The sequence below is a fragment of the Saccharothrix sp. AJ9571 genome, from assembly GCF_021725495.1.
GTDB classification, from domain to species: Bacteria; Actinomycetota; Actinomycetes; order Mycobacteriales; family Pseudonocardiaceae; genus Amycolatopsis; species Amycolatopsis magusensis.
Genome location: NZ_CP091382.1, coordinates 1,634,697 through 1,652,246, shown reverse-complemented (window position 1 = coordinate 1,652,246; position 17,550 = coordinate 1,634,697). Strand labels below are relative to the sequence as shown.

Below are 17,550 nucleotides of genomic sequence, written 5' to 3'. Positions count from 1 at the left end.
TGAGGGTGGTGGCGGGCGACGGGGGGGCGGGAATGAGCACCGCGCAGCGGCCCCGAGCCAGCCGAGGTAAAAGGTCCTGAATGCTATGAGTGGGGCATTACTTGCATTGGATGCAAGTAATGCCCCACTCATAGCGTTTGGAGCGGGCCGTAGGGCTAGCGCTTTTTGCCGCTGAACGAGGCGCCCAGCAGGAGCAGGCCGACCAGCACCGCCGCGCCGGCGATCAGCCATCGCGGGTCGAAGCCGGGTAGCGGCAGGGCACCGTCGGTGAGCACGTAGCCCGACGCGCCGAGCGTCGCGAGGCCGATCAGCAGGGTGAACACGTCCAGCCTGCGGGCCGGTCGCACCTGGGTTTCGCGGTCGGTTTCCTCAGCCACGGCGCACCTCCACGCTGCCGGTCGAAGTGGTCACGTCGAGGTTGTACTTCGGCCCGCCCGCGCCGTCGCGGCCCAGGTCGGTCACGGTGATCGGCGCGTTGCCGAGGCCGCTGTGCGAGCGGCCGAGGCATTCGATGTCGCCGACCGAGCTGGCGCAGGTGACCTGCACGTCGGCGTCCTCCGGCACGATCACCGTGGAGCTGCCGAGCGTGGTCCGCACGATGGTGGTCACCGGGGTGTCCGCCGGCAGGCTGGTCAGGTCGAGGTCGATGTCGCCCACGGTCTGCTCGTAGACCGGCAGCACCTCGCCGCCCGCCCGCGGGGTCGCGTTGATGCTGCCGACCCCGCCGCCGACCGCCTGGAACGGCACCGCGGTCAGCGCCACCCCGGCGATGGACAGCGGCACGGCCAGCCCGATCAGGCCGCGCCCGCCCCCGGTGAGGGAACCGGCGACCATGCCGATCCCGAGCACGCCGAGCGTCACGCCGATGATGTGCGCCGGGTCGAACCAGGGCACGCCCGAGATGCCGAGCGCGGTCATCACCCCGGCGGTGACCAGCGCCACCGCGAAGGTCGCCTTGCTCGCCGCGGACGACCGGCGCCGCGGGACCGGGGGTGCCGCGGGCTCGTCGTGGAGCACCGGTGCCGGGTTCGGGTCGGGCAGGTCCCAGGCGAACGGCGCCGCGCCGAGCGGATCCCACTGCGGGGGCGCGTCGGTACTGCTGGACACGGTGGTACCTCCGTCGGTCATGGTGAACCCCGCGTCGTGACCGGGAGCCGGTGGCACGGCGGGACGGTTGAACTGGCCGCGACTGCGGTGCAGCAGGTACAGCGCGAGCATGAGCAGGCCGAAGCCGAAGAAGCCGCCGCCGTCGAACCAGTTCCCGGCGAACGACCACGGCACGATGAAGAACAGCGAGCAGGCCAGCACCACGGTCAGCGCCGGGTTCATCGAGGTCCGGCCGCGCCCGATCAGCCCCTCGATCGGCGAGACCTCGTCGTGCTCGTCGGCGAAGAGCAGCCAGCCGATGACGTACAGGGCGATCCCGATGCCCCCGAACACGGTCGCGGCGACCAGCGCCACGCGGACCAGCACCGGGTCGATGCCGTAGCGGTTGCCGATCGCGGCCGCCACGCCGGCGGCCTTGCGGCCCTGTTTCGGGCGCCGCGGGCGGCTGACCCAGAAGTCCTTGACGGTCTCTTCGAAACCGTTGAGCCCCGATTTCGAAGTTTCCGGCGGCTGCGTCGATGTCCCACTCATGCCATCGAGGATGCGGTCTGCCCCGGTCCGCGCACATCCGGGATGTCCCCTGAACTTGCTCAGGGGTGGGCGGACCCGGGTCCACCTCGGGGGTTTCCCTGATGATTCCGCTTCCCGGCCGTGTGACCATGGGCCACGTGCCAGAACAGGTCCAGCGAACCCCCGAAACCGCGCCGCCGGAGGCGGAGACCGTGGTGATCCCGGCTCCCCGCTCGGCGGTGGAGGAAACCGGCCCGCCGAAGATGCACCGGCGGCGAGCCGGGCGCGCGGTGGCCGGGGTCGCCGGCGGCCTCGCCGATCACCTCGGCGTGCGCGTGCTGTGGGTGCGCGTCACCTTCGCCCTGCTCGGCGGGCTCGGCGGGGTCGGCCTGTTCGCCTACGGCCTGCTCTGGGTGTTCGTGCCGCAGAACGCCAAGGAGGAGAAGAAGGAGGGCACGGCCAAGGACCGCCAGCAGGCGTTCGGGCTGATCGCGCTCGGCGTCGGCCTGTCCGTGGCCGGGGGTGCGCTGAGCGGGTTGTTCAGCGGCTGGGTGGCCGCGCCGCTGACGGTCGCGCTGATCGGCGCGGCGGTGGTCTGGCGGGAGGCCGACGAGTCGCAGCGCCGCCGGTGGCGCACCGGCGCCAAGACCGGGGTGGTCGGCACGCTGTCCGGGGCGGGCGGCTGGTCGGCGGCGATCCGCATCCTGGCCGGGGCCGCGCTGGTGATGACCGGCGTCGGCGTGGTGCTGCTCCGCTCGGGGAGCATGGAGCAGATCCAGTTCGCGTTGCTCGCGGTGCTGGCCACGCTGATCGGGGTGGCGGTGCTGACCGTGCCGTTCTGGGTCCGGCTGGTCCGCGACCTCGGGGAGGAACGCCGGGCCCGCATCCGCACCGAGGAACGCGCCGAGATCGCCGCGCACCTGCACGACTCGGTGCTGCAGACGCTCGCGCTGATCCAGAAGCAGTCGGGGGACCCGCGGGAGGTGGCGCGGCTGGCCAGGGGACAGGAACGGCAGCTGCGCAGCTGGCTCTACGGCCCGTCGGGGTACGGGGACAAGGAGAAGTCGGGGTCGGAGGGGCTGGCGCCGTCCGGGGGACGGTTGTCCGAAGCCATCGCGACCGCGTGCGGGGAGGTCGAGGACAGCTTCGCGATCTCGGTGCAGCAGGTGGTGGTCGGCGAGGCCGAGCTGGACGAGCCGCTGACCGCGCTGGTGCACGCCGCGCGGGAGGCCATCGTCAACGCGGCCAAGCACGCCGGGGTGGACGAGGTGAGCGTGTACGCCGAAGTGGAGCCGACGGCGGTCACCGTGTTCGTGCGCGATCGGGGGAAGGGGTTCGATCCGGACACGGTTCCGGACGACCGCCATGGCCTGGCGGACTCGATCCGGGGGAGGATGGAGCGCAACGGCGGCAAGTGCCGTCTCCGCACCGCCCCTGGCGAGGGCACCGAGGTGCAACTGGAAATGCCGATCAAGGTGGGGAAGGTCGCGTGACGAACGAGGCGAAGAGGCCGGTATCGGTGTTCCTGGTGGACGACCACGCTTTGTTCCGCGCGGGGGTGCGGGCCGAGCTGGAGTCCATCACCGAGGAGGTGCGGGTGGTCGGCGAGGCGGGATCCGTCGCCGAGGCCGCGGCGGGGATCGCGCGCACCCGCCCGCAGGTGGTGCTGCTGGACGTGCACATGCCCGACGGTGGTGGCGCCGAGGTGCTGCGCCGGGTCCGCCCGGAGCTGCCGGACGTGGTCTTCCTGGCGCTTTCGGTGTCGGACGCGGCCGAGGACGTGATCGCGGTGATCCGGGCGGGGGCCCGGGGGTACGTCACCAAGACGATCTCGTCGAAGGAACTGGTCCGCGCGGTGGTCCGGGTGGCCGACGGGGACGCGGTGTTCTCGCCGCGCCTGGCCGGGTTCGTGCTGGACGCCTTCGCCGACCGGCCGGGGTCCGCGCCGATCAGCGACCCCGAGCTGGACCTGCTCACCCCGCGGGAGCGCGACGTGCTGCGCCTGCTCGCGCGGGGTTACGCCTACAAGGAGATCGCGTCGGAGCTGTTCATCTCGGTGAAGACGGTGGAAACCCACGTGTCCAGCGTCCTGCGCAAGACCCAGCTGTCCAACCGCTACGAGCTGTCCCGCTGGGCCTCCGACCGCCGTCTCGTCTGAGCTACTTGGCTGGGGCCGGTTCCACCGGGACGGGCTCCAGCTCCAGGTCCACGGGGTTCTTCGTGCGCCGCCGGACCCTGGTCAGCGCGACTCCGGCGAGCACCACGACCATGCCTGTCAGCACCCGCAGGTCCAGCTGTTCGCTGAGGAGCAGGCTCCCCAGCAGCACCGACACCACCGGCAGCAGGTAGCCCACGGTCGAGGTGGCCACCGCGCCCTCGGTCTCCAGCAGCCGGTAGTTCATCGCGAAGGCGATCCCGGTGGAGAACACGCCGAGCACCGCCACCGCCACGAAGGCACCGAGGTCGAAGTGCACCGGCGTGGTGCCGCCGACCGGCATCGCCAGTACGAGGAACCCGCTGGCCAGCAGCATCTGCGTGCCCGCGAGCACGACCGGCGGCGACCCGCTGCGGGAGAGGTTGCGCTCCTCGTAGACGAAGGCGAACCCGTAGCTGGCCGAGGCCGCGAGGCAGGCCAGCGCACCCCAGCTGAGCAGGCCGGACGCCTGCCACGGCGCGAAGATCAGCACGGTGCCCGCCAGGCCGAGCAGCAGCCCGGCGCCCTTGGTGGCGCTCATCCGCTTCTCCATGCGCCAGAGCACCGCGGCCAGCAGCGCCCACAGCGGGGTGGTCGCGTTGATCACGCCGGTGATGCCGGAGTCCACGGTCTGCTCACCGATCGCGAAGAGCAGGAACGGCAGCGCGCAGTGGAACAGCCCGGCGACGGCCAGGTGGAACCACAGCCGCCGGTCCGACGGCAGCCGGTGGCGGTTGAGCAGGCAGAGCAGCAGCAGGACGGTGGCGCCCAGCAACAGCCTGCCCAGCACGAGTTGCACCGGCGAGAACGCGTGCAGCCCGAGTTTGATCCAGAAGAAGCTCGACCCCCACATCAGTGCGAGCGCGCCCATCCGCAACAGGGTCTTCGTTTCGGTCACCCCAGCCTCCCTTGCTCACGGCCCAGCCTTGCCACCGCGAGAGGTAAGGACAAGCGAAATCTTCTGCACTGATTCGTTAGCAGAACTGTAAGATCGGACCATGCTCGACCTCCGGCGCCTGCAGGTGCTGAACGCGGTGATCACCAACGGTTCGATCTCCGCGGCGGCCCGGACACTGGGCTACACGCCGTCCGCGCTCAGCCAGCAACTGTCCACCCTGGAACGGGAGGCGGGCATCGCGCTGCTCGAACGCGTCGGCCGTGGCGTGCGCCCCACCCCGGCGGGCCTGCTGCTCGCCGAACACGCCGAACTGCTGAGCACCCAGCTTCTGCGGGCAGAAGCAGCTTTGGCCGAGTTGAAGGACGGGCGCACCGGCAGCCTGTCCATCCGGTACTTCGCCACCGCGGGCGCGGCGCTGGTCCCGCCCGCGGTCGCCGCCGTGCGCCGCGACTTCCCCGGCGTCCGGCTCAGCCTGAAGCTGACCGAGCCGGAGGACCCGCTGCCCTCGGTCGAATCCGGCGAGACCGACTTCGCCATCGTCGTGCTGCCGAAACAGGGACGGCCCGCGAAGAACGCCGACCTGTTCCCGCTGCTCGACGACCCGTACCGGGCCGTGCTGCCGAAGTCGCACCCGCTGGCGTCGAAGGAGGTGATCGAGCTGGCGGACCTCGGCGGCGAGCCCTGGATCGCCATCGACCCGCTCGGGCCCTGCCTGGACATCCTGCTCGGTGCCTGCGGCGAAGCCGGGTTCACGCCGGAGTTCGCCGTCGAATGCGAGGACTACGCGACCGCGCAGGGGTTCATCGCCGCCGGGCTCGGCGTGATGCTGATCCCCGAACTGGGCCTCGGCTCACCGCACCCCGGCGTGGTCGTGCGCCCGGTGGTCCGGCCGGAGGTGGTGCGCTGCATCCACGCGGCGGTGGCCTGGCACGCGCGCGGCCTGCCGGTGGTCCGCCACCTGGTGGACGGCCTGCGGGCGGCCTCGGTCAGACCAGGAACAACTCGGTGAACGCGATGCCCATGGCCACCGCGAAGAAGATGGCCAGCGCCATCACCACCCAGCGGCGGATCTGATCACCGGACGGGCGGGCCGACGCCGGCTCGGCCGGTACCGGGGCCATCTCGCCGATGCGGGTCTGGTGGTGGGCCGTGGCGCCGTGGTGCTGTGGCGGCGGCGGAGGGGTGGTGACCTGCGGCAACGCGGTCGCGGTCGGCGGGATGAACGCGGTCTGCCTGCCGTCGGTGATCGCCTTGAGCGAGGTGATGATGTCGGACATCGTCGGCCGGGTGATCGGGTCCGTGCGCAGCATCTTCGACAGCGCGCCGGAGAGCACGCCGGTGTGGTTCGGCTGCACCTGCGGCCCGGTGCCGTCGGGGCCGGTCGGCGGCACGCCCTCCACCGCGGCGAACAGGGTCGCGCCCAGCGAGTAGACGTCTGACGCGGTGGTCGGTGTCTCGCCGCGCCGCACCTCGGGCGAGAGGTAGGCCGGGTCGAGCCAGCCCGAGATGCCGATGTCGGTGAGCTTGACCCCGCCGTCGTCGGCGAGCAGCACGTTGCTCGGCTGCAACCCGCGGTGCGGGATGCCGGAGGCGTGCGCGGTGATCAGCGCCGACCCCAGCTGGACGCCGAGGAAGGCGGCCTGTTCCGGGGTGAGCCTGCCGTATTCGGACAGGAAGTCGACCATGTTCCGCGACGGCACGTACTCCATCGCCAGCCACACGTCGGCGCCGTCACGGACCACGTCGTGCACGGTGATCGCGCAGGCGTGCGAAATCCGGGTGGCGTCGTGGCCCTGCTGCATGGCGATCGCACGCGCGTGCTCGGCCTGCTGCGGATCGAGCCCGGGCGGCAGGTAGAGCCGCTTCGCGGCCACGTTGCGGTGCAGGCGCGTGTCGTACGCCATCCAGACGATTCCCGCTCGCCCGCGGCCGATCGGCTGGTCCAGCCGGTAGCGGCCACTGATGAGCGCGCCCTGAGAACTCAATCAACTACCTCTGTCACGCCGACGTTCCGGGGGGTCTGGTCATCCACAGTAACCGGTGATCGACTGCCGTCGCGCCGCGGCGACCGTGAGCCTGCCTACTCCGTCCCCGATGGGGGCGGGTCGCTCGGCTCGGTCGGCGGGTCCGGCGGGTCCGACGGTGGATTCGGTTTCGACGACGGCGGCTTGTTCGACGTCGGGTTCGGATTGCTGTTCGGCGGCGGGTCGTCGTCCTTCGGCGGCGCGGAGGACGCCGGCCTGGTCGGTCCCGGGTTGTCCGGCGGCTCTTCCGAACTCGACTCCTCGACCGAGCTTTCCGTGCTCGGCGGCGCGCTCGAGGAGGGAGCGGGCAGCGGCACGACCGGGTCGGCGTCGCCGGTGGGGTTGTCGCTGGGAATGAAGATCCACGCCCCGAGCGCGATCAGCGCCACCAGCACGATGCCGCCGATCACGGCAGGCTTCTTCCACGCACCGGCGCGGTCGTCGGCGGGCGGCGGAGTCCGCTGCGGCTCCGGCTCGTAGTCGTCGCGATAGGGCTGCGACGGCACGGGGGCGACCGTGGTGCCCGCGCCCGCGGCGCGGAACCGGTCGCTGTCGTAGTCCTCGTCCGGGTAACCCTCACCGGGCGGGTAACCGTCGTCCGGGCGGTCGTCGTAGAAACCCCCGGCGGCCGGGGTGTCGGACAGGGTCCCGGAGTAACCACCGGACATCCCGTCCGGCTCCGGCAGGGTCTGCGTGCCCAGCGCACCGGCGATCGCGCCCGCTCCGGCGGCGGCCGCCGCGGGCGAGGCGTGCACCTCGGTCGCGCCGCCGAGCGGGGTTTCCCCGCGCGCGACCGCGTCCAGCAGGTCCTCGCACTCCTCGGCGGTCGGCCGGTGGTCGACCTCGGGGTGCAGCATCACCGCGAGCACGCTGGTCATCGGCCCGGACTGGCGCGGCGGGTTGATCTGCCCGGCGGCCACCGCGTGCAGCAGGCTCAGCGTGTTCTCGCTCAGCCCGAACGGCGGCTGGCCCTCGCAGGCCGCGTACAGCGTCGACCCCAGCGAGAACACGTCCGACTCGGGACCGGGGTCGCCGCCGATGGCCACCTCGGGCGCCAGGTAGGCGGGCGTGCCGGCGATCATGCCGGTCTTGGTCACGGTGACGTCGTCCTTGGCCCGCGAGATGCCGAAGTCGGTGATCTTCACGTGGCCGTTGCCGGCGATCAGGATGTTGCCCGGCTTGATGTCGCGGTGCACGATGCCGACCGCGTGCGCTTCCTTCAGCGCCGCCGCGATCTGCGTCCCGATCCGCGCCACCTCCATCGGCGGCAGCGTTTTGTGCTCGTGCAGCACCTGCGCCAGGCTCGTGGAGTTCAGGTACTCCATGATCAGGCAGGGCTGGCCGTTCTCGTCGGCGACCACGTCGAACACGGTGATCGCGTTCGGGTGGTGCAGCCGGGCGGCGATCCGGCCTTCGCGCATGGTGCGCTGCCGGGCGTCCTCGGCTTCGTGCCCGTCCAGTCCCGGCTGCAGCAGCAGTTGCTTGATCGCGACCGTGCGCGCCAGCACTTCGTCGTGCGCTTGCCAGACGGCGCCCATCGCGCCGGTACCGATGCGCTGGACGATGCGATACCGGCCGGCGACCAGGCGACCCTCGTCGCTCACGCGACCTCCTTCTGGTGCTCCGCGGGCTCGCGGTGGTGGAACTCCTGCCCGCTGAGCGTATGCACAGTGGGACGGTCTGTGGGCCGGGTTTGCCGAGACCGTCTCGTGACAAGGTTAGGGCGTTAACTCTGCGCACACACGGGTGGCACCCAGCGCGCGGGTGGTCCTCGTCACCCGAACGGCGAAGAGCTTAGGAGGTGTGCTGGGCCGACAACAGCCGGGCCTGGGAGATCAACCCGCCGTCGGCGCCGGTGAACCACAACTGCTGGGTGAACCGCAGCTGGCGGCCGTCGTCGTCGAGCATGGTGACCACCGCGAGCACCGAACCGTCCGGCTGCTCCCGCGCGCTCTCCACCCGCACCGAATCCATCGCGCTCCAGGCGCGGACGAGATCGCCGGGCTGCTCCCCGGCCACGGCGCCGGTCAGCATCTTCAGCGCCCCGGGCGGGTTGACGTCCACCTGCCGGTAGAACCGTTCGACCAGTTCGCGCTTGGACGCCGGTGCCGAGGTGGAGGTGCCCGCCGCCGGGGTCACCGCTTCGGGCACCACGGGCGCCACCGGACTGCCGGCGGGCGAGGTGCCCGGCTGGGTGACGGGCGTGGTTTCGGAGGTCGCGGGCAGCGTCGGGCCGGTGGCCGAGGGGCCGCGTGGCGACGGGATGGCGAACGCGCCCAGCGCGGCCGCGCCGGTGATCCCGGCGCCGGAGGGCTGGGTGACGCCGAGCCCGGAATGCTCGGGCGGGCGGTCGCGCAGCATCGCCGCGGCGGCGATCGAGCTGGTCAGCAGCGCCGCGGCGCCCAGCAGGCCGAGCATCTTGGACCGCCGGGCGAACCGGCTCTCCGGCTCCTGGAGTGGGCGTTCCGGCTCGATGACGGCCAGGTGGGCCGGTTCGGGCAGGAACTTCTCCGGCGCGGCGAGCACCTGTTCGAGGTGCGCGCGGTCGATCAGGGGGTCGGCGAGGATGTCCGGCGGAACGATGTCCTCCACGCGGGTCCTGGCCGGCTCCGCCTGGATACCGGTTGTCTCGTGCACGCCTCCAGGTAACCGAACGGGCACGCGTCGGAGCCACCCTCGATCGGCGGATAGCCGCTCAGACACGATGAACGGCAGTCGAGGCCACCCACATGGCGCAATCGAGGCCCGTTCAGCGCTGAGCCGAACGGCCCAGCGCTTGGTGGTGACGCCTCAGCGTGTCTCAGCGGCCGTCGTCGGTGATCTTGTCGTTCTCGCTGAACACCAGCGTCCGTTGTTCGGTGGTTGTGCTGCCGTCCTCGTGGGTGACCTCGACGGTGTTCACCGTGACCCCGTCGTTCGGATCCACGTAGATGTGCTTGACCTCGAAGTACGCCACGTCGGAGTAGTTCTCGCGGAGCCCGGAAGCGCCCTGCTCCCGCAGTTCGCCGTCGGTCAGCGCGGCGGCCGAGCCCGGGTCCTCGGTGACGGTGTTGAAGAACTGCTCCGAGTGGTCCGCCATGGCCTTCGCGTCGTAGCCGGTGAGGTAGCGCTGCTTCTCGAACTCGCGCTTGGCCGGCTTCTGCGGCGGCTTCTTCAGCTCGGGCTTGGGCTTGCCGCTGTCCGGCTGGGGCTGGACTGGCGCCCCGGGCGAGCCGGGTGAGCTGGTCGGACGGCCACCGCCGAGCGAAGAGGACGGCGCTTCGCCGGTGCCGGTGCCGACCTCGGGCGGGCCACTGGACGCCGGGAGCTCGGTATCCGGCGCCGCGACCACCGAGTCCGCCGGCTCGTCGCTGGTCCCGGTGCCCGTGCCGTCGCCTGGCAGCGGCAGGTCGCCCTGGACCAGCGGGTGGCCGCCGCCGCCGTTCTCGCCGGGCCAGCCGTCGATCGCGCGGGTCTCGCCGGTGGGCTGCTGGCCGACCAGGAACGTGCCGGCGCACAGCATCGCGACCACCACGCCACCGGAGGAGGCGGCGGCGAACCAGGCGGCCTTGCGCCAGGTCCGCGGCGGGGTCACCGAGGCGGGGACGGTGCCGATGTCGAAGGTGCCCAGGCCGTCCACCGGCGGCGCGACGTAGATGCGCGTCTCGTCGTCGTACTCGTCATCGGGGTACTCGTCATCGGGCGCGACGGGCGGCGGCGTCAGCGTGACCTTGGTGCGCCGCACCGGCTTCAGCTCGTCCGTGCGCTCGGTGCCGGCCGGGATCAGCGCCGGGGGACGGGAGTCACCGCGCTGGCTCGGCAGCGGCGGCGGGGTGAGCCGCTCGAGCGGGGCCGGCGGGATCGGCAGCACGCCGCGGGAAGCGCGGAAGCCGGGCTCGGTGCGCTCGAGCGGTGACTCGAGGGTGCTGGTGGTGCCGTACGCGCGGTGGGAGTGGTGGCCCTGGAGCGGCGGCACGGCCGGGGTCCAGGTACCGGAGCCGCGCCGGTGACGGTGGCGGCCATGTCCGGTGGAGTCGATCCTGCCGTTCATGGTGGGTGGACCTCTCCTCCCTGCCGGTGGTGACGGCGGTCCGTCCCGGTTCGACCCGATCGGGCGAGCGGCGGACTGGCTTGCCGGAGCATCTGCACAGCACATCTGCACGAGCATTCGGCTGTGCACATGTGTGTCCACCGGCCTCGCCTGCCCGAACTGACACGCGGGTCCTCTCGTGAACAGAGTAGAAGGCCCAGGCCGAGAACGCGCCATCGAATCTGCAACTTGCAGAAATTTCACTCCGACGGGCGCGCCAGGTGGGTGGCGACCCACCAATGGCGGCTCGCGCTACCGCTCTGAGTGTGCTTCCGGGGCTCAGCCGCCGCTGCGATACCTCTGCTGGGTGGCCTGCAGTGCCTTGGTCGCTACCGCCCCGCTGCCACCCGCGAGCAGGATCGCGATGACGTCCATCGGGATCGCCTCGCTACCGGTGATCAACAGCGCCAGCAACGAGGCGGCGGTGGTTCCACCGGCCACCGCCCAGCGGCCGCGGACGTACTGCGAGATCGGCGAACCGCCCGCGCGGTCCTTGGCGGCCTTGCTCAGCATCGCGAGGTAACCGGCGTGACCGAGCGCGGCGAGCAGACCGGCGATGGCCACCACGACGGCGATCAGATTGACGATCATTCCCATGTGCCCAGTGTGCCCGCATCCGGCCCGCCGCGGCTCAGGGCTCACCCTGAACTTCCGGCATCGTTACCGGCGCTGTCACCGGCGCTGTCACCGGTCCGCTTACCGGCCGAGGCGCCCGCGTCCGAGGTTCAGCAGCGCCATCGCCAGTTCGCGGCCTTCCGGCCCGAGTTCGCGGTACCGGGCGAGCACGTCCATCTCGCGGTTGTAGACGATGCGCGTGCCACCGGCGGCCATCCGCGCCGCGCCGATCGTCTTGGACACCTCGACCCGGCGCTTCACCAGGCGCAGGATCTCCTTGTCGAGCCAGTCGATCTCCTGGCGCAGCGCGTCGATGTCCTGGACGTCCTGAACGTCACTGGGTTCGTCGGTCTGGGGGTTCATCGGGACCTCCGTGCTCGGGTCCGGATCCGCTGCGGGTCCCAAAGCCTGCGAAAGCCCCGGGTCCGTGGACTCCGGGGCTTCGTGGTGATTGCGTTGCGGCACTACGCGATCACGGGAGCCGGAGTCCGGGTCCCGTAGAAAAATCGGTGGTTGTGCCGCACACCGTCAGTATGGCACAACGTCACGCCGCCGGGCGGGGAGCCCGCGCAGCCAGGCGTGCACCGCGACGCTGACCGCGAGCCAGAAAACGGGCATCACGGGCCAGAAGAACTCGGCGCCGGAAACCACCCAGCGCACGACCAGCAGCACGGAGATCACCGCGGCGATCGTGGCGTGCAGCCGCAGCGCGCGGACCGGCGGACGGCGGACCGGCGGCCGCTCCGGTGGCAGGTCGGCGGTCAGCCCGCCCAGTTCGTCGGTGTGGGTGGCGGCGTAGACCGCGGCGACCCGCTCGTCGGTCTCGGTGATGGTGAGCCTGCCCGCCGCGCCGGCGGACTGGACTCGGGTGGCGATCCGCTCGCGTTCGGCGTCCGAAGCGCGGATCCTGGCTGGTGTGGGCTCTGTGCTGGACATGCCACCATGCTGCGCGCCGCCCGCCAGCCCCGGCATCGGTCCCGGAGCGGCTTCGCCACCTACGTCCGGTGCCGTACTCCGTCGGTCCCGCCGAGTAACGTGGACAGGCGATGGACACCCTCTTCGATCTCCCCGCACCCGCCGGCGAGCCCGCCCTGCTCGCCGACCTCAACCCCGCCCAGCGCGCCGCCGTCACGCACGCCGGTGCGCCGCTGCTGGTCGTCGCGGGCGCGGGGTCGGGCAAGACCAGGGTGCTCACCAGGCGGATCGCCTACCTGCTCGCCGAGCGCGGCGCGCACCCCGGCCAGATCCTCGCCATCACCTTCACCAACAAGGCCGCCGCCGAGATGCGCGACCGGGTCACCGAGCTGGTCGGCAAGCGCGCCAACGCGATGTGGGTCTCCACCTTCCACTCCATGTGCGTGCGGATCATGCGCCGCGAGGCCAAGACCCTCGGCATGACCTCCAGCTTCTCCATCTACGACTCCGACGACACCAAGCGCCTGATCACACTGGTCGCCCGCGACCTCGACCTGGACCCGAAGCGGTACCCGGCGCGCACGCTGGCCATCCACATCTCGAACCTGAAGAACGAGCTGCTCGACGCCGAGGACGCCAAGGGCAAGGCCACCAGCGACCTGGAGCGCCGGGTCGCCGAGGCCTACGCGGAGTACCAGCTGCGCCTCGGCCAGGCCAACGCGATGGACTTCGACGACCTGATCATGCGCACGGTCGAGCTGCTGAAGAACTACCCGGAGGTCGCGGAGTACTACCGGCGGCGGTTCCGGCACGTGCTGGTCGACGAGTACCAGGACACCAACCACGCGCAGTACACCCTGATCCGCGAGCTGGTCGGCACCGGGACCACCGAGTCCGGGGTCGAGCCGGGCGAGCTGTGCGTGGTCGGTGACGCGGACCAGTCGATCTACGCCTTCCGCGGCGCGACCATCCGCAACATCGAGGAGTTCGAGCGCGACTTCGCCGACGCGCACACCATCCTCCTGGAGCAGAACTACCGCTCCACGCAGACCATCCTCTCCGCGGCGAACGCGGTGATCGCGCGCAACCCGAACCGCCGCGCCAAGCGACTGTGGACCGATTCCGGCGACGGCGAGAAGATCGTCGGCTACGTGGCCGACAACGAGCACGACGAAGCCGCCTTCGTCGCCCGCGAGATCGACGAGCTGGCCGATTCGGGCGCCGCGACCTACGGCGACGTGGCCGTCTTCTACCGCACGAACAACCAGTCACGGGTGTTCGAGGAGATCTTCATCCGGCTCGGCCTGCCCTACCGCGTGGTCGGCGGGGTGCGGTTCTACGAGCGCCGCGAGGTCCGCGACATGCTGGCCTACCTGCGCGTGCTGGCCAATCCGGAGGACACGGTCAGCCTGCGCCGCGTCCTCAACGTGCCCAAGCGCGGCATCGGCGACCGGGCCGAGGCGGTGGTGGCCGCGCACGCCGAGCGTGAGCGGATCTCGTTCGCCGCGGCGCTGCGCGAGTCCGTCGACGGCAAGGTCGCGCTGATGAACCCGCGGTCGCAGAAGGCCATCGCGGGCTTCATGGAGTTGCTGGACGACCTCGGCGAGCTGGTCGAGGAGGACGCCGACGTGGCCGACATCCTCGAAGCCGTGCTGGAGCGCACCGGCTACCGCCAGGAGCTGGAGGACTCCGACGACCCGCAGGACGCCTCGCGAGTGGAGAACCTGACCGAACTGGTCACCGTGGCCAGGGAATTCGGCGAAATGGCCGCGGAGATCACCCCGCCGCCGGAGGACACCGTGGTGGTGCCGGGCTCGCTGCCCGCGTTCCTGGAGCGGGTGTCGCTGGTCGCGGACGCCGACTCGATCCCGTCACCGGACGGCGAGGACGCCGACGACGCGGGCGTGGTCACGCTGATGACCGTGCACACCGCGAAGGGCCTGGAGTACCCGGTGGTGTTCTGCACCGGCTGGGAGGACGGCATCTTCCCGCACATGCGCGCGCTCTCGGAGCCCGCGGAACTGGCCGAGGAGCGGCGGCTGGCCTACGTGGCCATCACGCGCGCGCGGCAGCGACTGTACGTCTCCAGGGCCGTCGCGCGCACGGCCTGGGGTCAGCCCATGTCGAACCCGGCTTCGCGCTTCCTGGACGAGATCCCGGCCGACCTGCTCGACTGGCGGCGCGAGGAACCCTCGCGCGGTGGGTTCCGCTCCGGTTCCCCGCGGGCGGCGACCACCTGGGGCAGCCGCTCGTCCTCGTTCGGCGGCGACTCGGCGCAGGCAGGCCTGTCCTCGCGCGGGACGCGCACGACGAACTTCAAGGGCTGGAAGGACACCGTGGCGCTGAAGCTGGACGTCGGCGACCGCGTGAGCCACGACAAGTACGGCCTCGGCACCGTCGTCGCGGCCGACGGCGCCGGTCCCCGCGCCACCGCGACCATCGACTTCGGCGCCGCCGGCAAGGTCAAGCTGATGCTCATCGGCAGCGTGCCGATGGTGAAGCTCTAAAACTGTCGTACCCGCCCGCTATAAAGAATGTCGAACAACAGTTCGACGAGCGGGCGGGGTCCTGTACCCCCCGGGAACAGGAGAAACGACATGTGGAGCACCGGTGGGACCGGCCCGGCGTGCGCGGCCACCTCGCGGAAAGCGCTGCGCTCGCCCAGGCGGGCGGCGCGCTGGCAGTCGGCGCTGGGGTGTTCCTCGCGGCCGGGTCAGGTGGGCACCGCACGGCCCGCGCACGCCGAAGGCCCGGACGGCGTGACGCGGTGTGCCTGTGAGGGGTGTGCCTGTGGTGGACAGCCCTCGCCTACGACGAGCGAGGGCCATCCACCGGAGGATCCGGAAGGATCAGATCTTGACGCCGCGCTCGCGCAGCCAGGGGCTCGGGTCGATCTTCTTGCCGCCCGCGGTCCACACCTCGAAGTGCAGGTGCGGGCCGGTGGACTCACCGCGGTTGCCGACCTCGGCGATCTGCTCGCCCGCCTTGACCTTCTGGCCGGCGCGGACGGAGAAGCTGTTCATGTGGCCGTAGACGTGGATCGTGCCGTCGTCCATCTGCACGCGGACCCAGAGGCCGAAGCCGCTGGCCGAGCCGGCCTCGATCACGGTGCCGTCGGCGACCGAGTAGATCGGGGTGCCGATCGGGGCGGCGAGGTCGATGCCGTTGTGGCTGGCGCCCCAGCGGGCACCGAAGCCGGAGGTGAACCGGGCCGCGGGGCACGGGTTCACGATCTTGGGCCGCTTGGCCTCTTCTTCCTTCTTGCGCTTCTCCGCCGCCTCGCGTTCCACGCGGGCGTTGGTCACCGACGCACTGTCGTCGAGCTTCTGGACTTCGGCGGAGGCGTCGCTGCTCAGCGCGACGGGGAGCAGTTCGGGCGCGCTGGCCTTGGTGTCGCCACCGACGCCGAAGGCGGCACTGGCGTCACGAGAGGTGGCCAGCGGCGTCACGTTGGCGTCGGAGTCGGCACCGAGGGACTGCAGCGTCGAGCCGGCGGCCGCGGCGGCGAACGCACCAGCGGCGACAGCGGCGACCACGACGCGGCCACGGAGAGCGGAGGGGGGCGGGGGGAGCCGGTGGGTTCCCCGGACTCGGACGACCGCACCGTCGAGTGCGTCTTCGAGCGCCGGGGAAGGAACTTGGCCGCCGGGGGAGCGGTGTCGAGCCAAGACTACGGGGCCTTCCATTTTCGGGGAATCAGGTCTCGCGTCCGGACTACCGGGTGGGGGATCCCGGTGAGCAACCTCGGGGGTGGTTGCTCGGCGTCCTATTCGTGACCTGACTGTAATGGGGACCCGGGGACAGTAACGAAGGGGCACCGCCCGGGGCAAGGCGCAGCAGGCGTATCGGCCGAACGAGGCCGAAGCGCGCGCGCACTAGCAGTGCTTATAACCCAAAGTAGACACCCGATTACGCCGTCGGTGTGAGCTGAGCAACACGTCCCGGGCAGTGGCCCAGGTCACAAATCACTCATTTCGCTCCCGACCCCTTGGATTTACCCGGTCAACCCCCGGAATAAACCGTTGCACGCCGCCCCACCCACCCCCTTCACCCATCCGAACCACCCCACCCCCACCCAACCCCCCAGCCCCAGGCCCCTTTCCGCCCTCCCCACTCCCACCCTCATCCGCCCCTCCACCAAGCACCCCCCACCCCATCCGCCCCCACTCACACGCCCAACCCAAGTTCCAACCCCCGGACCCCCACGTTCAGACGCCTGACTCCCACCTTCCGGCAGCCGAGTCCCACGTCCATGCCGCCGAACCCCGCATTCAGACGCTCGAACCCCACACTCAGGCAGTCGAGTGCCACGTTCAGGGCCCGAGCCCACGTCCAGACACCCGGATCCCACGTTCAGGTAGCCAAGTCCCACGTCCATGCAGCTGAACCCCACGTTCAAGCACCCGAGCCCTACGTTCCGGCAGCCGAGTTCGGCGTTCAGACAGGTGAGCCCCACGTTGAGGAAGCCGAGTCCGACGCTCAGGCAGCCGAACTCCACACTCAGACGCCCGAGCTCCACACTCAGGCAGCCGAGTGCCACGTTCAGGCAGGCGACCCCGACGTTCACGCAGCTCAAGCCCACGTTCGAAGGGCGAGTTCTGCATCCGGGCAGCCGAGTCCGACGTTCAGACAGGCGAACCCGACGTTGAGGTAGTCGAGTCCGGCGCTCAGGCGGCCGAGTTCCACATTCAGGCGGCTGAAACCCGCATTCGTGCAGGTGAACTCCACATTCAGGAAGCCGAGTGCCCCGTTTGCGCAGCTGGAACCCACGTTGACGCACCCGAGTCCTGCGCTCGTGCAACCGAGTTCGACGTTCAGGCAGCCGAACTCCACATTCAGGCAGGCGAACACCGCGTCACGCAGGCGAACACCGCGCTCACGCAGGCGAGCCCACGTTGAGGTAGCCGAGTCCGGCGCTCAGGCGGCCGAGTCCCACATTCAGGCGGCTGAAACCCGCATTCGTGCAGGTGAACTCCACATTCAGGAAGCCGAGCCCCACGCTCACGTAGGCGAAGTCCACGTTCACGTAGTCGAGTTCCACGCGCACGTGGCCGAAGTCCACGTATGGGCAGTTGGGTTCCGCGCGCTGGTGGCGGCGCCCCGCGCTGCCTGCAGGTGAGTCCGCGCGGCCAGGTGCCGCGATAAGGCCCCAGCCCAGGCGCCAAGCGCGGCCCGCCCCCGCAGGCATGCCGCTCGTGGACTGCCCAAGCAGTCAGGT

17 protein-coding genes are annotated in these 17,550 nt (G+C 71.0%); 4 read left to right on the top strand and 13 right to left on the bottom strand.

What is annotated here, in order from left to right; all coding sequences use genetic code 11:
* Positions 1 to 155: 155 nt before the first annotated feature.
* The gene (locus L3Q67_RS06795) at positions 156 to 377 is read right to left on the bottom strand and encodes a hypothetical protein (protein WP_499188725.1); all 222 of its coding nucleotides are present in this window, start codon (positions 375 to 377) and stop codon (positions 156 to 158) included.
* Positions 370 to 1,638, bottom strand: coding sequence for a PspC domain-containing protein (locus L3Q67_RS06790; RefSeq protein WP_499188724.1), 1,269 nt, complete (start codon positions 1,636 to 1,638; stop codon positions 370 to 372). The genes L3Q67_RS06795 and L3Q67_RS06790 overlap by 8 nt, the downstream gene beginning before the upstream one ends.
* Positions 1,639 to 1,766: 128 nt before the next feature.
* Here L3Q67_RS06790 and L3Q67_RS06785 point away from each other — a divergent pair, with 128 nt between their 5' ends.
* Both L3Q67_RS06785 and L3Q67_RS06780 read left to right on the top strand, forming a co-directional pair.
* A complete protein-coding gene (locus L3Q67_RS06785; protein WP_499191452.1) occupies positions 1,767 to 3,110 on the top strand; it encodes an ATP-binding protein in 1,344 nt (447 codons plus the stop codon).
* On the top strand, positions 3,107 to 3,775 hold the full coding sequence (locus tag L3Q67_RS06780; RefSeq protein WP_499188723.1) for a transcriptional regulator: 669 nt from the start codon (positions 3,107 to 3,109) through the stop codon (positions 3,773 to 3,775). Before L3Q67_RS06785 ends, L3Q67_RS06780 begins: the two co-directional genes overlap by 4 nt.
* Before the next feature lies 1 nt (position 3,776).
* On the opposite strand, the gene L3Q67_RS06775 is transcribed toward L3Q67_RS06780, so the two are convergent.
* A complete protein-coding gene (locus L3Q67_RS06775; protein WP_499188722.1) occupies positions 3,777 to 4,709 on the bottom strand; it encodes a DMT family transporter in 933 nt (310 codons plus the stop codon).
* A 100-nt stretch (positions 4,710 to 4,809) separates the two neighbouring features.
* On the opposite strand from L3Q67_RS06775, the gene L3Q67_RS06770 reads away from it, so the two are divergent.
* Entirely contained in the window at positions 4,810 to 5,718 is a 909-nt protein-coding gene (locus L3Q67_RS06770) for a LysR family transcriptional regulator (protein ID WP_499188721.1), read from the top strand.
* Here the strand turns inward: L3Q67_RS06770 and L3Q67_RS06765 are convergent.
* The 7 genes from L3Q67_RS06765 to L3Q67_RS06735 all read right to left on the bottom strand — a co-directional run bounded on the left by L3Q67_RS06765 (position 5,696) and on the right by L3Q67_RS06735 (position 12,353).
* Positions 5,696 to 6,694 carry a serine/threonine-protein kinase gene (locus tag L3Q67_RS06765; protein ID WP_499188720.1) on the bottom strand — a complete coding sequence of 333 codons (999 nt, stop codon included), beginning with the start codon at positions 6,692 to 6,694 and terminating at the stop codon, positions 5,696 to 5,698. The two genes, L3Q67_RS06770 and L3Q67_RS06765, sit on opposite strands and share 23 nt — an antisense overlap.
* A gap of 95 nt (positions 6,695 to 6,789) precedes the next feature.
* Positions 6,790 to 8,337 (bottom strand): serine/threonine-protein kinase, encoded by a 1,548-nt coding sequence (locus tag L3Q67_RS06760; RefSeq protein WP_499188719.1) that lies wholly within the window; start codon positions 8,335 to 8,337, stop codon positions 6,790 to 6,792.
* Positions 8,338 to 8,527: 190 nt separating this feature from the next.
* Positions 8,528 to 9,370 carry a hypothetical protein gene (locus L3Q67_RS06755; RefSeq protein ID WP_499188718.1) on the bottom strand — a complete coding sequence of 281 codons (843 nt, stop codon included), beginning with the start codon at positions 9,368 to 9,370 and terminating at the stop codon, positions 8,528 to 8,530.
* A 163-nt stretch (positions 9,371 to 9,533) separates the two neighbouring features.
* Entirely contained in the window at positions 9,534 to 10,763 is a 1,230-nt protein-coding gene (locus L3Q67_RS06750; protein ID WP_499188717.1) for a hypothetical protein, read from the bottom strand.
* 318 nt (positions 10,764 to 11,081) lie between these two features.
* Positions 11,082 to 11,399: a hypothetical protein gene (locus L3Q67_RS06745; protein WP_499188716.1), complete on the bottom strand. Its 318-nt coding sequence runs from the start codon at positions 11,397 to 11,399 to the stop codon at positions 11,082 to 11,084.
* 99 nt (positions 11,400 to 11,498) lie between these two features.
* Positions 11,499 to 11,780 carry a chorismate mutase gene (locus L3Q67_RS06740; RefSeq protein ID WP_499188715.1) on the bottom strand — a complete coding sequence of 94 codons (282 nt, stop codon included), beginning with the start codon at positions 11,778 to 11,780 and terminating at the stop codon, positions 11,499 to 11,501.
* Between the two features lie 165 nt (positions 11,781 to 11,945).
* Complete coding sequence (locus L3Q67_RS06735; RefSeq protein WP_499188714.1) at positions 11,946 to 12,353, bottom strand: DUF1707 SHOCT-like domain-containing protein; 408 nt, start codon at positions 12,351 to 12,353, stop codon at positions 11,946 to 11,948.
* Positions 12,354 to 12,463: 110 nt separating this feature from the next.
* Here L3Q67_RS06735 and pcrA point away from each other — a divergent pair, with 110 nt between their 5' ends.
* Complete coding sequence (gene pcrA, locus L3Q67_RS06730) at positions 12,464 to 14,839, top strand: ATP-dependent DNA helicase (RefSeq protein ID WP_499188713.1); 2,376 nt, start codon at positions 12,464 to 12,466, stop codon at positions 14,837 to 14,839.
* Positions 14,840 to 15,181: 342 nt separating this feature from the next.
* On the opposite strand, the gene L3Q67_RS06725 is transcribed toward pcrA, so the two are convergent.
* From L3Q67_RS06725 to L3Q67_RS06715, 3 genes are all read right to left on the bottom strand, one after another.
* Positions 15,182 to 15,868: a M23 family metallopeptidase gene (locus tag L3Q67_RS06725; protein ID WP_499188712.1), complete on the bottom strand. Its 687-nt coding sequence runs from the start codon at positions 15,866 to 15,868 to the stop codon at positions 15,182 to 15,184.
* A gap of 1,036 nt (positions 15,869 to 16,904) precedes the next feature.
* Entirely contained in the window at positions 16,905 to 17,183 is a 279-nt protein-coding gene (locus L3Q67_RS06720) for a hypothetical protein (protein WP_499188711.1), read from the bottom strand.
* A gap of 25 nt (positions 17,184 to 17,208) precedes the next feature.
* Positions 17,209 to 17,379: a hypothetical protein gene (locus L3Q67_RS06715; protein WP_499188710.1), complete on the bottom strand. Its 171-nt coding sequence runs from the start codon at positions 17,377 to 17,379 to the stop codon at positions 17,209 to 17,211.
* Positions 17,380 to 17,550: the final 171 nt, after the last annotated feature.

Bases quoted from the DNA above. Each gene is read 5' to 3' on its own strand.
- pcrA (WP_499188713.1), top strand. From the start codon at position 12,464: ATGGACACCCTCTTCGATCTCCCCGCACCCGCCGGCGAGCCCGCCCTG.
- L3Q67_RS06740 (WP_499188715.1), bottom strand. From the start codon at position 11,780: ATGAACCCCCAGACCGACGAACCCAGTGACGTTCAGGACGTCCAGGAC.
- L3Q67_RS06785 (WP_499191452.1), top strand. From the start codon at position 1,767: ATGGGCCACGTGCCAGAACAGGTCCAGCGAACCCCCGAAACCGCGCCG.
- L3Q67_RS06790 (WP_499188724.1), bottom strand. From the start codon at position 1,638: ATGAGTGGGACATCGACGCAGCCGCCGGAAACTTCGAAATCGGGGCTC.
- L3Q67_RS06750 (WP_499188717.1), bottom strand. From the start codon at position 10,763: ATGAACGGCAGGATCGACTCCACCGGACATGGCCGCCACCGTCACCGG.
- L3Q67_RS06770 (WP_499188721.1), top strand. From the start codon at position 4,810: ATGCTCGACCTCCGGCGCCTGCAGGTGCTGAACGCGGTGATCACCAAC.
- L3Q67_RS06745 (WP_499188716.1), bottom strand. From the start codon at position 11,399: ATGGGAATGATCGTCAATCTGATCGCCGTCGTGGTGGCCATCGCCGGT.
- L3Q67_RS06735 (WP_499188714.1), bottom strand. From the start codon at position 12,353: ATGTCCAGCACAGAGCCCACACCAGCCAGGATCCGCGCTTCGGACGCC.